11 protein-coding genes and 1 riboswitch are annotated in these 14,250 nt (G+C 40.1%); of the genes, 6 read left to right on the top strand and 5 right to left on the bottom strand.

Translation table 11 applies throughout. The annotated features are described in order from the left end of the window. Positions 1-5: 5 nt before the first annotated feature. Positions 6-245, bottom strand: a riboswitch (cobalamin riboswitch). 69 nt (positions 246-314) lie between these two features. From JMN32_RS11880 to JMN32_RS11870, 3 genes are all read left to right on the top strand, one after another. Continuing rightward, positions 315-1,451, top strand: coding sequence for an ABC transporter substrate-binding protein (locus JMN32_RS11880; protein ID WP_202856546.1), 1,137 nt, complete (start codon positions 315-317; stop codon positions 1,449-1,451). A 92-nt stretch (positions 1,452-1,543) separates the two neighbouring features. Further along, positions 1,544-2,584, top strand: coding sequence for an iron ABC transporter permease (locus JMN32_RS11875; RefSeq protein ID WP_202856545.1), 1,041 nt, complete (start codon positions 1,544-1,546; stop codon positions 2,582-2,584). After that, positions 2,581-3,588, top strand: a complete 1,008-nt coding sequence (locus tag JMN32_RS11870) for an ABC transporter ATP-binding protein (RefSeq protein ID WP_202856544.1) — start codon at positions 2,581-2,583, stop codon at positions 3,586-3,588. Before JMN32_RS11875 ends, JMN32_RS11870 begins: the two co-directional genes overlap by 4 nt. Before the next feature lies 1 nt (position 3,589). On the opposite strand, the gene JMN32_RS11865 is transcribed toward JMN32_RS11870, so the two are convergent. Continuing rightward, entirely contained in the window at positions 3,590-4,321 is a 732-nt protein-coding gene (locus JMN32_RS11865) for a DUF547 domain-containing protein (RefSeq protein WP_202856543.1), read from the bottom strand. Between the two features lie 212 nt (positions 4,322-4,533). On the opposite strand from JMN32_RS11865, the gene JMN32_RS11860 reads away from it, so the two are divergent. The 3 genes from JMN32_RS11860 to JMN32_RS11850 all read left to right on the top strand — a co-directional run bounded on the left by JMN32_RS11860 (position 4,534) and on the right by JMN32_RS11850 (position 8,019). After that, the gene (locus tag JMN32_RS11860) at positions 4,534-5,859 is read left to right on the top strand and encodes an NAD(P)/FAD-dependent oxidoreductase (RefSeq protein ID WP_202856542.1); all 1,326 of its coding nucleotides are present in this window, start codon (positions 4,534-4,536) and stop codon (positions 5,857-5,859) included. Positions 5,860-5,869: 10 nt separating this feature from the next. Continuing rightward, on the top strand, positions 5,870-7,654 hold the full coding sequence (locus JMN32_RS11855) for a 4Fe-4S binding protein (RefSeq protein WP_202856541.1): 1,785 nt from the start codon (positions 5,870-5,872) through the stop codon (positions 7,652-7,654). Positions 7,655-7,722: 68 nt separating this feature from the next. Beyond that, positions 7,723-8,019, top strand: a complete 297-nt coding sequence (locus JMN32_RS11850; RefSeq protein WP_202856540.1) for a hypothetical protein — start codon at positions 7,723-7,725, stop codon at positions 8,017-8,019. On the opposite strand, the gene JMN32_RS11845 is transcribed toward JMN32_RS11850, so the two are convergent. The 4 genes from JMN32_RS11845 to JMN32_RS11830 form a co-directional block, all read right to left on the bottom strand. Next, on the bottom strand, positions 7,978-9,939 hold the full coding sequence (locus JMN32_RS11845) for a tetratricopeptide repeat-containing sensor histidine kinase (RefSeq protein WP_202856539.1): 1,962 nt from the start codon (positions 9,937-9,939) through the stop codon (positions 7,978-7,980). The two genes, JMN32_RS11850 and JMN32_RS11845, sit on opposite strands and share 42 nt — an antisense overlap. A gap of 570 nt (positions 9,940-10,509) precedes the next feature. Continuing rightward, positions 10,510-11,505: a flotillin-like protein FloA gene (gene floA, locus JMN32_RS11840; protein ID WP_202856538.1), complete on the bottom strand. Its 996-nt coding sequence runs from the start codon at positions 11,503-11,505 to the stop codon at positions 10,510-10,512. Between the two features lie 2 nt (positions 11,506-11,507). After that, positions 11,508-11,978 carry an NfeD family protein gene (locus tag JMN32_RS11835; protein ID WP_202856537.1) on the bottom strand — a complete coding sequence of 157 codons (471 nt, stop codon included), beginning with the start codon at positions 11,976-11,978 and terminating at the stop codon, positions 11,508-11,510. 36 nt (positions 11,979-12,014) lie between these two features. Beyond that, entirely contained in the window at positions 12,015-14,144 is a 2,130-nt protein-coding gene (locus JMN32_RS11830; protein WP_202856536.1) for a WG repeat-containing protein, read from the bottom strand. Between the last annotated feature and the right edge of the window lie 106 nt (positions 14,145-14,250).

The following is a 14,250-nucleotide window of genomic DNA, read 5'->3' as shown; positions in this document are numbered from 1 at the left end:
GGCTCAGATTAAAAAAACTACTGGCAGGTCTCCTGGCTTACCCGACTTTGAGAACCTTCCCATTCCAGCTAACCGGAACAGTGGCAAAGATGATCAAAGCGTATTATCTGCACAGATGTACAGGTCGGGATTACAGTTGCGGGGACAGCTCCGGAATAATCAGCCCATAGCTGAATCACCGGATTCCCTTTTCATCATGACAAGTCCGAAACGGCTGATCATGAACCAATAATCGTGTCAAAGTTAGGAAAGAATTAAATAGCTCTAAGCAAAATGGTTAATATTGTTATGCAATTCACGAAAAACCATTGATCATGAAGCTAAAAGTAGTTATTTCTATTTTTTCAATTTTAGCCATAGCCTGCAATACCCCCTCTAAAGAACGTATAATCCATAAAAAAATGGACGTTACCCCAATAGAGATTCAGTATGCCACCGGCTTCAGGGTATCCGTTAAAAATGGATATTCATTTGTAGAGGTGCCCAAGCCCTACCAGGGTGCAGAAGAAGGTTTTAAGTATTTACTAGTTCCTAGAGGTCAGGCAATCCCCGATCATGAAAACGATGTCCAGGTTGTGGAGGTCCCTTTGCAAAGCATTGCATGCACCTCTACCACTCACATACCTTTACTCGATTATATTAACGAAACCGAGAGTCTGGTTGGCTTTACCACAACTGACTACATTAGTTCGGAGAAAATGCGTAAAAGGGTTGATGCCGGACTTGTAACCGAATTAGGTATTGATAAAGAAATGAATATGGAACGCCTTCTGGAGCTTGACCCCGAAGCAGTAATGGGATACACCATTACTGGTGATTATGGGCAGTTCCGAAAAATGAATCAAGCGGGTATCCCAATACTTATCAATGCAGAGTACCTCGAAAAACATCCATTGGGCCGGGCAGAGTGGATCAAGTTCATGGCATTATTTTTTGATAAATCGTATTTGGCTGATTCCGTTTTCAAAGCCATTGAAAACAACTATCAAAATATGAAAGCTAAAGCCGCTAAGGTAGATTCGATGCCTACCTTATATAGCGGGGTGGTTTATGGAGACACATGGTATCTTCCTGGCGGAAAAAATAATGCAGCCAAACTATTTGCCGATGCCGGTGCACATTATTTGTGGCAGGATTCTACTACTGGTTTTCTTGAGCTTAGTTTCGAATCTGTATATGAAAAAGCTCATGATGCCGGTTACTGGGTAGGTGTGGCTTCCTTCAACTCACTGGAGGAAATAAAGGAAGCGGACCAGAGGTACTCCCGTTTCAGTGCTTTCAAAAAAGGAAATGTCTATAGCTATAATGCACGCATAGGCGCTACTGGTGGCAATGAATATCTGGAGCTCGGCTACCTCAGGCCTGACCTGATACTGGCTGACCTGATCAAGATATTTCACCCTGAATTACTTCCTGATCATGAGCTTTATTTTCACGAAAAGTTAAATTAGAAGCAGTGAGAGCAAATATGTTTAAAATGCAATGTGCAAAAGTTGCTAGCTTTACAAGTAATAAAATGAATGGCAGGTAAAACCTCGGATGCTTGGATAGATCACACACCATAAAATTAACATTGTTACTTCCCCTTGCCATCCTGATATTATTTATCATTAATATTAGTCTGGGAAGTGTTTCCGTTCCCTTTGATGAAGTCCTGAATGTATTATCTGGGGGTGAAGCAAGCAAAAATAGCTGGACAAACATTATTCTTAATTTCCGACTACCTAAAGCAACTACCGCTATAGCCGTTGGGGCTTCATTATCCATTAGCGGCCTGTTGATGCAGACACTTTTCAGAAACCCTCTGGCTGGACCTTTTGTTTTGGGTATTAGCTCGGGTGCAAGCCTGGGTGTGGCTTTGTTACTTTTGGCAGGGATTTCCATTACCGGTAGCCTGGTTGCCTCGGGGCTAACAAGCTGGCTGGTAGTATCGGCTGCCAGTTTAGGCTCTGGGCTTGTATTGCTTTTAGTGGTAATCGTTTCCTTACGAGTCCGCGACAGTATGACATTGCTTATCATAGGTCTCATGTTTGGAAGCCTTACAGGTGCCATTGTTAGCATTTTACAGTTCTTCAGCTCTGGCGAAGAAATACAGGTTTATCTTTTCTGGACCTTTGGGAGTCTTGGTGGACTCAATTGGGATGAGATCACTGCACTTTTGGCAATTGCCGGTATGGGGATAATGATCTCTTTTATTATGGTAAAACCTTTGAATGCTTTGCTGTTGAGTGAAAACTATGCGCGGAGCATGGGTATTAATATCAAGGCATCCCGTTTTTGGATCATTATCAGCACCAGCCTGCTCGCTGGGAGTATTACTGCATTTTGTGGTCCCATTGCTTTTATTGGCATTGCCATGCCGCACCTAACCCGGCTTTTATTCAACACATCTAACCACAAGATATTGATTCCAGCCGTAGCTATGAGTGGTGTAATAGTGATGTTGGTCTGCGACATCATCTCTCAACTCCCAGGCAGTGAACACGTGTTGCCCATTAATGCAATCACTTCTCTTCTGGGAGCTCCTGTGGTAATTTGGGTTATTCTACGCAGAGGAAGTATTAAACACTCTTTTTCAGGATGATAGAAGAAGACCATAACGATATAGCGCTTTCAATAAGGGACCTTGCCGTGGGGTATCGTACGGGAAAGCAGGATCTGGTGATTCTAAAAAACATTAACCTTGACCTGAAGCATGGTGAACTTGTTTGCTTTATGGGACCCAACGGTGTAGGAAAATCAACTTTACTCAGAACCATGGCAGGGGTACAAAACCCATTATCTGGCAAAGTTATAATTGACCATATGGACCTCTCCGCTATTTCAACAGCCGAACTCTCCACCAAAATGAGCCTTGTACTTACAGATGGCATTAACGCGGGAAACATGACCGGACGGGAACTAGTAGGACTAGGTAGATACCCATATCTGGGCTGGAGGGTTGATTTCAGCAACAACGATCTCCAGAAAATTGAAGAATCCATAGCACTGGCACGGGTCTCCGCTTATGCAGATAAGAAGGTGCATGAACTTAGTGATGGCCAGTTACAAAAAATGATGATTGCACGTGCCTTATGTCAGGATACTCCCGTCATGATCCTGGATGAACCAACAGCACACCTTGATCTGAACAACCGCGTTGCCATTATTAATTTATTAAAAGACCTAACCCGAAAAACGGGCAAATCTATACTCATTGCCACTCATGAGCTGGATCTCGCATTACAGTCTGCCGACAGGCTATGGCTGGCAGGACATCATGTACCGGTGCTTTCAGGCTTTCCGGAAGATATGGTGCTTAATGGAGCAATTGACAAAGTGTTTGAACTTAAGGGGTTCGACCTTAGAACGGGGCAATTAAAAAAGAAAAGCCTGGGAAAGAAAGTCTCTTTACAAGGCTCTGGTTATCAACTCCTCTGGACAAAAAATGCACTGGAAAGGAATGGCTATGAAATCTCTAACGAGAGTGAGTATGGTATTGTGGTAAATGCTTCTAAAAACCTAAGTTGGGAAGTAAAGCATAAAGGTAACGTTGTCACCAATACCCTTGAGGAGCTTATTAACTACCTAAACACCCAGCAATTTTAATCTAGCGCTCATTAAGGCTCCAATCATATTCATAATATGCTATAGCATATGATGTCGGGATGTTCTTAGAGCGATATTTATTGATAAATTGAAGAACAGAGCCTTCACCACTCATTACGAAATCTTTGCTATACCATTCAAATATTTTTGACAAGTACACTTTGTTTTGATCCGCCCTGACTTTTAGCCAAACAGGATCATTGAGGGAAAGTTTTGTTCTGCTATTCAATTGCTGATCAAGCTGCTCAGGCATATAGGCAAAATTGGCTAGAGGCGGACAGCTTACTGCTGCACAAGCCAGAGCAAAATGTATCCTGGGATCTTTATAGGTTAATATCAGTTTTTTAATTTCCAGAAAATTTAGGGTCATGGGAACCCCTGCTACCTTATGTTTCACTTTATCAAAAAAACCGCTTTGATCAAGGGGTGACTTGAGGGGATAGTATTTTGACACCTGATATATTACTATAAGATTATAAGCATTTATATAGAAGGCCTTCACCTCATCATCTGAAGCATTAGATAGATCAGCATCACCTATTGAGTTATACAATGATTCTATCTCTGAGAACTGGCTATTAATAGCTTCATAAGCCACTCTTCCATGCTGTACGTACTTCTTAAAAAAGTCGTCAGACTGCTTAAAAAAATTATTAAAGTTGTAGCTATCGGCACCATTAGCTACCGGCGCCCATATAATACCTAATAGAATTGCAATAACCAGTTTTTTCATAATTTTTGTGTTTGAAACTAAGCCTATATACGCAATGCCGTCAAAAGCGTTTTGTCAGTAATCAGACATATTGATGATTTATGTATGTGCTCACAATTAAGTAAATTGTAATTTAACGGATCATGTCGGGCAGTTGACATCATACATATTTTATTGAACGTCTGATGCATTATGTCCGTAGAAGTCAACACCTGGTTTAACTAACTTTTACTATGAAGCATGTGGTGATTATTGGAAACGGTATAGCGGGGATAACAGCCGCCCGGCACATTCGTAAGAACAGCGATTTCAATATCACTGTAATATCTGCCGAATCTGAATATTTCTGGTCCAGAACTGCCCTGATGTATATTTACATGGGCCATATGAAGTACGAGCATACCAAACCTTACGAAGACTGGTTTTGGAAAAAAAATAGGATCAACCTTGTTCACGATTATGTAAAAGCGATCGATACCTCGTCAAAAAAGCTCTTATTTGACCAGAATAAGCCACTCTCCTATGACATTTTGATACTAGCCACTGGTGCACAGCCTAACAAGTTTGGCTGGCCGGGGCAAGACCTCAAAGGTGTAAGTGGCATGGTCAGTTTGCAGGACCTGAAAAAAATTGAAGATCATACCAAAAATATAAACAGGGGAGTAATAATAGGTGGTGGTCTCATTGGTATTGAGTTAGCCGAGATGCTTAACTCCAGAAATATTCCTGTAAGTTTCCTAGTCAGGGAGAGTCAATTTTGGGATAATGTACTTCCTCAACAGGAGGCTTCTATGATCAGTCGCCATATCAAACAACATCATATTGATCTGCGACTCAAAACTGAATTAAAGGAGATTCTATCGGATGATCATGGGTACGTACGGGCTGTAGTCACTGGAGATGGCGTAGAAATCCCTTGTCAGTTTGTAGGACTCACTGCTGGCGTGCATCCTAATATTAAGTTGGTAAAAGAGTCCACGATAGAGACCAATCGTGGTATCCTGGTCAATGAGTTTTTGGAGACTAACATTCCTGACATTTATGCCATTGGTGACTGCGCTGAACATAAGCACCCACCTCCAGGACGGGCACCTGTAGAGCAGGTATGGTACACCGGAAGAATAATGGGAGAAACAGTCGCCCAAACCGTAAGTGGTAATAAAACGGCTTATCAACCAGGCCCCTGGTTTAACTCTGCCAAGTTTTTTGATATAGAATACCAGACTTATGGTCGGGTTTGGAATAAACTTAAAGAAAATGAAGCTGAATTTTATTGGGAGCATGAATCGGAGCAACTGGCCATGCATTTTGTTTTCGATAAAGTAAGCAAAACTTTTTTGGGCATCAATTCTTTTGGCATTAGACTCAGACATGAATTTTTCGATCAATGGCTGAAAAACAGTGTAAGTATCGATCATGTATTGAAGCACTTAAAAGAAGCCAATTTTGATCCTGAATTCTTTAAGTCTTATGAAGAGGATATCATCAGCGCCTATAAAGCTGACTACCCTGACTCTAAAGTATCCATAAAAAGAAAAAAAGTACTGGGCATTTTTTAATTAAAGAACTATGAGTGCATTACAAAAAACCGGAATGTCCATTTTTATAACGGCTTCTGTCATGCTGATTTCTGTACTATTTCTTAACCAGTATCAACTGACGGAACAAGCATTTATGAGCGCTGTTTCCAGTGATTCCGAACTTAAAATGATAGCTAGGGATCTTGCTCCTATGAAGGACAAAACCTACAGTTTTAATGTCAACTTCAACAAGGACATTGAGCATTATCTTCAATCTTCAAATAAAGAGGTGAAATCTCGATTCTCACTTACTAATAAAGATATAAATAATGTATTAACTCAGTTTTCAGAGCAAGGCATTAAGTATAGTACTGAGAAAATTTCAGGTGCACTTGATGGAAGTGAGGAGGGTAAGTTCAAAGTACAAAAGCTGAAGGATTATACCAGTTGGATGGAAGGGAGGGAATATTCAGACTTAGCCAGCCTGGAGGAACACCTGAAAAACACCAAAAATAATATTAACGCTAACGTTATCAATGAAAAGGGTTATGGCGATCATAAGATCAAGGCCTTAAAACTGGCACTTACTCGCCAATCAAGTTTTGGGCCTATCACTGAAAATACACTTTTGTGGCTTTTACTTACCATCGGCCTTGGAGTGGTAGGTGCCCTGATGTACATTCTCCCTAAACTGGGACTTCTGCCCGGGATAAAGAATGATCATATTTTCCATAGTCCTAATAGTGGAAGGGGCTGGATTGGATATATGGTAGGCTTCCTGTTGATTGGCTTTTACGTAATTCTTTACTGGTTTCCTGAATATATGACAAGCTGGATGATCCTGGTGGACCCGATTAGTTTAGTCCTGAATGGAAACGAAGCAAGTCAATGGTTCTTTTACGGATTTTTGTACACACTTGCCATTGGTGTAATGGGGATTAGAATGATCATTAAATACCGGCATAGCAAATATCAAATGATAAGAACGTATTCTGTCATTTTCTTCCAAGTGGCCTTTGCTTTCCTAATCCCGGAAATACTTATTCGGCTGAACAAGCCCAGCATGGACCTAAAGAACATCTGGCCACTGAACTATACCTTTTTCTTTGACTACAACATCGAAAACCTTACCCAAACTGGTTCTATAGGATTAGGAATGCTCATGTGGGGAATCATCCTGACATTAATTGGTGTACCCATCATCACTTATTTTTATGGAAAAAGGTGGTACTGCTCCTGGGTTTGTGGTTGTGGTGGACTTGCCGAAACTCTGGGTGATCCATACAGACAGCTTTCTGACAAATCATTAAAAGCCTGGAAAATTGAGCGCTGGATGATCCATAGTGTACTGGTCTTTGTTGTGGTTATGACATTTGGCACTCTCTACACTTATTTTACCGGAAGCAGTGAAATCATCGGCATTAGCACTTATGATTTCAGGTCTGTATATGGTTTTGTTATCGGCGCGGCATTTGCCGGTGTAGTTGGGGTCGGGTTTTATCCTTTTATGGGCAGTAGAGTATGGTGCAGATTTGGTTGCCCATTGGCTGCTTATCTGGGCATAGTCCAGAGGTTCAAATCAAGATTTAGAATTACTACTAATGGTGCCCAATGCATTAGCTGTGGTAACTGCTCTACCTATTGTGAAATGGGAATTGATGTACGATCGTATGCTCAAAAGGGGCAAAACATTGTAAGAGCATCTTGTGTCGGCTGCGGAGTATGCTCATCTGTATGTCCTCGAGGTGTTCTAAAGCTGGAAAACAAAGACCCTAAAGGCAGATTTGGGGAGGCAATACTTATTGGAAATGAGGGTGTTAAGATGAAAACCTAACAATGGCAAACACACAGATTTCGGCAATAGTCTTAGCCAAGTTCACTTATGATTCATACAACTAAAATATGGCAGGAGGTGCAGGACATATTTATGACATGATTTCCCGGATGAGGAATAACAACAATCTTCTTAACAAATCCGGATACTTCAAAATGAAGGAGGCCTACCGTAAAATATCCAAAAAGGAAAATCTGGTTTACCGAAAGGCATCTACCAAAGAATTACTAAAAATCAGAGGCAAAGTAATTGAACAAAGGCGAAACGATACTATAAAAATGATTTTAGTAGCTTGCATTTCGGTAATTGTATCAGCAGCCTTGTTAAGCCTCGCTGCCCATGGTATTATGAGATACTTTATGTGAGTTAGGTACTGGCAGGGTAAAAGTGAACTCACTCCCCCTCCTGACCTCACTTTTGACACTTATCGTACCATTGTTTTCAGTCACGAGTTGCTGACACAGGATCAAACCAAAACCAGTTCCCCGCTCATTGGAAGTCCCTTTTTGGCTCTTTTGCTTACTCAAATTAAAAAGCTCCGAAACCACTGCTTCTGACATACCCACACCTTCATCCTTAACCGTAACAGATACATGGTCCTGATACTGCATTGCGCCAATTACAATATCACTATTAGGGTATGAGAACTTGAGGCTGTTGGATATCAGGTTACGCAATATAGTATGCACTGAGTTATAATCTGCAAGCGCAATAACATCCCCTTCGGTGTTGTCAACCAGCCTAATCTGTTTAGATGCAGCTGTTAAGCTGTATAACTCAATATTTTTGTGTATTAGGTCATTGATATTAATTTCTTCTATTCTCAGTTTTCCCTGCCCCGACTGCCGGGTAGACCAGGCTAATAAGTTATCTAAAAGTTCATTCAGGTTTTCAAGTGACTGATTGATCTGAGCTCCCATTTCTCTTATTTCATCTGGAGATATTTTATCTACATGATGGATCAATAGATGAGAAAATCCCCTTAAAGAATTAAGTGGCCCTTTAATGTCATGAGATATAATGGAGAAAAGCTGGTCTTTATCCTGATTTAACCTTCTCAGATCTTCCCGCTGGCTGCGTATTTTCTCGTTTTTAAATGCCAGCATTTCTCTTTTCTTTCTGTTTGTCCTATAAGCAACATAGACCAGTGCCAGTATGATCAACGAGAGAAAAGTAACGGCAATTAATGCATAAGCAAAAATGTCCTTCTGTCTTATATTGGCCTTCTGGATTTCCTGATCTTTTTTTAATAGTGCTATTTCCCTCAGGTTTTCCTCTTCGTTAAATTTGGCTTTTAACTCCTCCAGATGACGAGAGTTGGTCTCGTTATACAAGCTATCCCTTACGGCACTATTGATCTTCAAATATTTAAATGCGGTATTGTAGTCTTCTTTTACCTCCGCAATACCAACAAGAAGGGCACTCGACTCTTCAATAAAAGGTTTAGAATCAATACTCTCAGCAGTAGCCAGGGCTTCCTGTGCATAAATATTAGCCTGCTCAATATTGCCTGCGTCTAATTCCAAACCGGCAACCGCAATATAATTACTAGCTAACCCGGTTTTGTTGTTTGTTTTTAAAAATAGATCATTGGCCTGAAGGTAGTATTGTAAGGCTTTTTCTTTCTCTCCCGCCTGCGCCATAATTGACCCTAGGTTAGCATATCCACTTGATATATCAGGAAGATCATTTCTAATTTTCTTTATAGCTAAAGAGCGAAGCATATACGTCTCGGCTTGTTCCAGATCATTTTTCTCCAGATAAATAAGACCAATATTATTTAATGCCTGCGATTCCCCTTTTTCATTACCTGTCTTCCGAAAAATGTCCAGAGCTTCATTAAAGTAAACCAGGGATTGATCATAATCTTTAGAATACGCATAAACTATGCTTATATCATTCAAGGCATTACCAATCTGACTAGAATCTGAAATAGATTTGTAAATTTTCAACGACCTGAAAAGGTCCTCAAGCGCTTCGCTGTAGTTACCTTTATCACGTTTTAACCTCCCGATACTTATTAAAGCATCTCCCTGTCCTTTAAAGTAGTCTATACTCTGAGACTCCTTTAAGGCCTGCCTGGCAAAATACATGGCTGAGTCAGGTTTGAAGTGCTGGTATTTAATAGAGAGAAGAAACAAGATGTCAATATGAGCAGTATCAGCTGATTGGTCAAGTTTTACCTTTAGCGAATCTATCAATGAAGCATCCTGCGCCACTATTGGTACGGATATCCATAAAGGCATTAACAGAACAATCATTACTTTACCTGTTCTCCTACTCATTAAATAGATTTCTTTAATCAACTCCAGAAAAACGTCACACGTAAGGAGTTGTTATATATTATCAGATTATATATATCTGATAGTCATTATGGGTAACACCTTAAGGCGAAATTATCACTATCATAGTCAGCCCTTAACTAAAGGTATTTCTATCTTGACTTAACAAACTAATATACAAATATTATGGATAAAATAGTCATTTAGCTTGTCGTCCGTTACCCGGTAAGCAAAAATGAGCTCAAAAAAGTAATTGATGACCATTTGCCGATGCTAAAAAAGAACTGGTAACTGATCGTACATATTTAGTCATAGGCGCATCAGACAGTTACTTTATTGAAATCTTTGAATAAAAACCTGCTGTCGCCATGGAAAAAGTTTACAAAACAAAGCCATACTTAAGTGGTGGGAGAGGTTCCGAGCTGTATGTGAATATAAAAAAGCCGATCAACATTAAAGAATTCAGCCAGCTTTTTCAAAGTTTGAATCGATTAACCAGGCTTCTCTGAAATAAATAAAAAGGCCATGCCTCTCAGCACAGCCTTTTCAATATATAACTAAACTAGGCCTTTTCTATTTTTTATCACCTTTGTCTTTTGAAGATGACTTACCACTAGGTTTGGCAATGGATTCTCTCATCTCTGTATCAGCTTTGATGTTATCCATTTTATAGTAATCCATAATGCCCAAGTTTCCGCTCCTAAAAGCTTCTGCCATAGCCTTAGGCACTTCTGCTTCTGCTTCAATTACTTTAGCACGAGCTTCCTGAGCCTTAGCTTTCATCTCCTGCTCATGAGCCACAGCCATCGCTCGTCTTTCTTCAGCTTTGGCTTCAGCTACTTTCAAGTCAGCAGACGCCTGATCTGTCTGAAGTTTTGCACCAATATTAGTACCCACATCCACATCAGCAATATCAATGGACAGAATTTCAAACGCGGTACCAGCATCCAAACCTCTTTGCAATACAAGTTTGGATATTTTATCTGGATTCTCCAATACATTTTTATGGGAATCAGCAGAACCAATGGAGGTTACAATACCTTCACCAACCCTTGCCAGAATAGTATCTTCTCCGGCGCCACCAACCAACTGTTGAATGTTAGCCCTTACAGTAACTCTCGCTATGGCGATAAGCTGAATACCATCAGCAGCTACCGCTGCTACTTTAGGGGTTGTAATAACTTTAGGGTTTACCGAAATCTGTACAGCTTCAAATACATCTCTACCTGCCAGATCGATGGCGGTTGCCTGCTTAAATGAAAGGTTAATATTTGCCTTATCAGCAGATATAAGTGCTTTGATCACAGATGGCACATGACCTCCGGCCAAGTAGTGAGTTTCAAGTTCCTTTGTTGTAAGTATCAAACCAGCTTTAGTAGCTGTGATAAGTGAATTTACAATTACTCCAGGAGGAACTTTTCTAATCCTCATCAGCATTAATTCTAACAGACCAACTTTTACATTTGAAAATCTGGCCGTAATCCATAATCCAACAGGGATAAAGTAGAAGAATGTAAAAAGTACTACAATTCCGAGGATAACAATAAATATTAAAACTATTCCTTCCATGGTTAGTTGATTGGTTCTACAAAAATGTTATTAATATCAATTTTAATAATTTTAACAGTCGTACCACTGTCGATATAATTACCCATCGACCGTACTTCATACTCGACATCATGAAAATCGGCCTTTCCCATTGGCCGGATGGCTGACATAGCTATACCTTCATCTCCCACTTTTAATTTACTGGTAAGGCCTTCGTTCACTTTGCTATCTATGGTACTCTTTAATGAAAACCTATCCCAGGTATTGCCTTTGAGACTGAAATATAAGGATATTCCAAACAAAATGACACTGCCGACAGTAATCCCCCAGCCTACTTCACTCCCAAAGTACGAGAAACTCAAAAATATACCAAAACCAGTCGCGGCCATTCCGATAATGCCTACGAGTGTAGTACCAGGCACAAAAATCACTTCTGCAATAATCAATGATAACCCTATCACAACTAGGGCGATTACGGTAATCCACTCAGCCATAAATATGTAAAAATTGGAAAGTTAAAACTAATAAATTTATGGAAGCCGCACTTCTTCCCATTCAGATTTTTTCATAGCCAGGTACTGGTCATTGTGCATGTTATAAATAAGCTGATCATACATGACCGGTATTATGTCTACTCCATTGATATTGACCAAACCATATTTGCCGAATTTTTTAACAATAGCAAAGCCATTGTTCAGGTCTTTAAGCTCATCATATTTGGCATTGATCATTAATTTACCTGTGCTGCTAAGCAGACCCAGTTTACCCGATTTTGCAACCAAAAACCGATCATTATCCTGTCGCTGAATTTCGTCGTATTCAAATGTGCAGAGCTGCTCACCTTTGGAGTTTATTAAGCCTTTCCCTTTATCATTAGATACAATGGCAAGACCACTCTCGAATGTTGAGGATGATTTGTATGCAGGTTGAATTATTATCCTTTCCCACTTATCCAAAAAACCCCAACGCCCCAAAAGCTTAAATGCAGCAAGGCCTTCCTGAAAAGAGCCTACCTCATCATAACGGTTTGCTATTCGTAAGCGATTTTGAGCATCGATAAATCCATACTTACCATCAATCTTTACGGCATAAAAGCCTTCTGACGGAGGCCTTACTTCCTGATACCTGTCTTCTCCCAATGAGTTGAATATCCTGCCTTCAAAATCAATTTTCCAGAGCCCTCCTTCGGAAAGATGCTCAAGCAGGTAATTTTCCTTGATCTCTACCTTGTTTTCAGTAAAGTATACCGTCCCTTCTTCAAAGCTCTTCAGTGTAGTGAGCTTACCTTTCTGGGTAATGTAATATTTGCTATTGATGATCTCCACCCTAGATTTTTGAGGCAGTACTACCCATGAACCAAACTTATCAATTATACCATTCTCTCCATGAAACTTAACTACCGCCATACCTTCTATGAAAGGTGACACATCATCATAGACGCAGTGTACAACTTCTTCTCCTGCTCTATCAATAAACCCCCAGTACCCTTGCCGACTCACCGGAAAGAAATAATTGGTACGTTCTCGAATATTATCGTAATAGTGATTTGACTTTTTAACTCCATAGCCATCATAAAGTGACCATTTAAATACTCCAGCCACGTTTTCCCTGGCATATATCATATCCTCAAAAAGGAATACGGAGTCAAACTTGGCAGGTATAAGCAATTCCCCTCCTTGCTTCATAACCCCCCATTGCCCTTTATACTCAAAAGCAAAATGCCCCCCCTCTTCCTTACCGAGGTCAGTATAGTGCTGCGGGGTTAACGCAGTACCAGCCTGGTCTATAAGCCAGCTTTTGCCATTGGCATACACTTGTAGTTTTTCCGCATCATAGATCTCAAGTTGATCATAACTATAACTCCCTATAGTATTGTTTTTATGATCCAAAACATCCCACTGACTAAAGGAAAGCACCTCAACTTCATCGTTAGAGATTCTGAAGTTTTTCTTTCCTAGCGGCACAACTATCTGGCCCTGAGCATCAATAAGTCCCCTTAGGTGATTATCATATATAATGGCAAGGTTATTTCGAAAATTGCTGATACTATCAAGGCCAAAACCAATGATCTGCTTACCCTTATCACTGAAAATGGCCGTTTTTCCTTCAAAATTTTTAACTGCAAAACGCAAACCGCCCAATGCTGTAACCTCTTTGTATTCTAATGGAACAATAACTTTACCTCCAAGGTCAACTACTCCGTACATATAATGCCTGCCAGGCTTGCTGGCCACAATGGCCCGCAGATCTGTCAGCTTCACTGAGGCATACTTAAATGGGATCACTATCTTACCATCGGTAGATAATACCCCCAAAAAATCTCTTTGAGAGACTTTACCCTTCATTGCTGCAATTAAGAGTCCCTTATTGCCGGGGTAAAGCTTTGTATATGTAGTTTCTGTTATAATCTGATTATCCAGACTAATCAGCCCCCACATATTATTTGTGCGGTAGCCCAATATATTATTGACTATTTCAAAGCCTCCCTTGCTCCAACCCAACTCTTCATACTGGGCAGGAATAAGCACATTCCCCTGATTATCTTTGACCCCTTGCTTACCCTTCGTTTCAAATAATTGATAATCAGAACTTTTGTAATCCGGACTTGCAAAAATGCTCTGAGAAGTTAAAAAAATAATGAGGTAAAAAAAGTATTTCATTCGACACGGTAATCTCAATTGCTAAAATATGCTATTTTCAAGTGAAAATCAGCCTTTTAATTTTATTTCGAAGTTTTTGGTTTTAAGTTTGCCATTTGATAAAACC

This window comes from Fulvivirga marina (genome assembly GCF_016775155.1).
Lineage (GTDB): Bacteria > Bacteroidota > Bacteroidia > Cytophagales > Cyclobacteriaceae > Fulvivirga > Fulvivirga marina.
This window is presented reverse-complemented; position numbering and strand designations above follow the sequence as displayed.

Excerpts from the sequence above, each read along its gene's own strand:
- JMN32_RS11880 (WP_202856546.1), top strand. The coding sequence starts at position 315 with ATGAAGCTAAAAGTAGTTATTTCTATTTTTTCAATTTTAGCCATAGCC.
- JMN32_RS11870 (WP_202856544.1), top strand. The coding sequence starts at position 2,581 with ATGATAGAAGAAGACCATAACGATATAGCGCTTTCAATAAGGGACCTT.
- JMN32_RS11865 (WP_202856543.1), bottom strand. The coding sequence starts at position 4,321 with ATGAAAAAACTGGTTATTGCAATTCTATTAGGTATTATATGGGCGCCG.
- JMN32_RS11860 (WP_202856542.1), top strand. The coding sequence starts at position 4,534 with ATGAAGCATGTGGTGATTATTGGAAACGGTATAGCGGGGATAACAGCC.
- JMN32_RS11855 (WP_202856541.1), top strand. The coding sequence starts at position 5,870 with ATGAGTGCATTACAAAAAACCGGAATGTCCATTTTTATAACGGCTTCT.
- JMN32_RS11850 (WP_202856540.1), top strand. The coding sequence starts at position 7,723 with ATGGCAGGAGGTGCAGGACATATTTATGACATGATTTCCCGGATGAGG.
- JMN32_RS11845 (WP_202856539.1), bottom strand. The coding sequence starts at position 9,939 with ATGAGTAGGAGAACAGGTAAAGTAATGATTGTTCTGTTAATGCCTTTA.
- floA (WP_202856538.1), bottom strand. The coding sequence starts at position 11,505 with ATGGAAGGAATAGTTTTAATATTTATTGTTATCCTCGGAATTGTAGTA.
- JMN32_RS11835 (WP_202856537.1), bottom strand. The coding sequence starts at position 11,978 with ATGGCTGAGTGGATTACCGTAATCGCCCTAGTTGTGATAGGGTTATCA.
- JMN32_RS11830 (WP_202856536.1), bottom strand. The coding sequence starts at position 14,144 with ATGAAATACTTTTTTTACCTCATTATTTTTTTAACTTCTCAGAGCATT.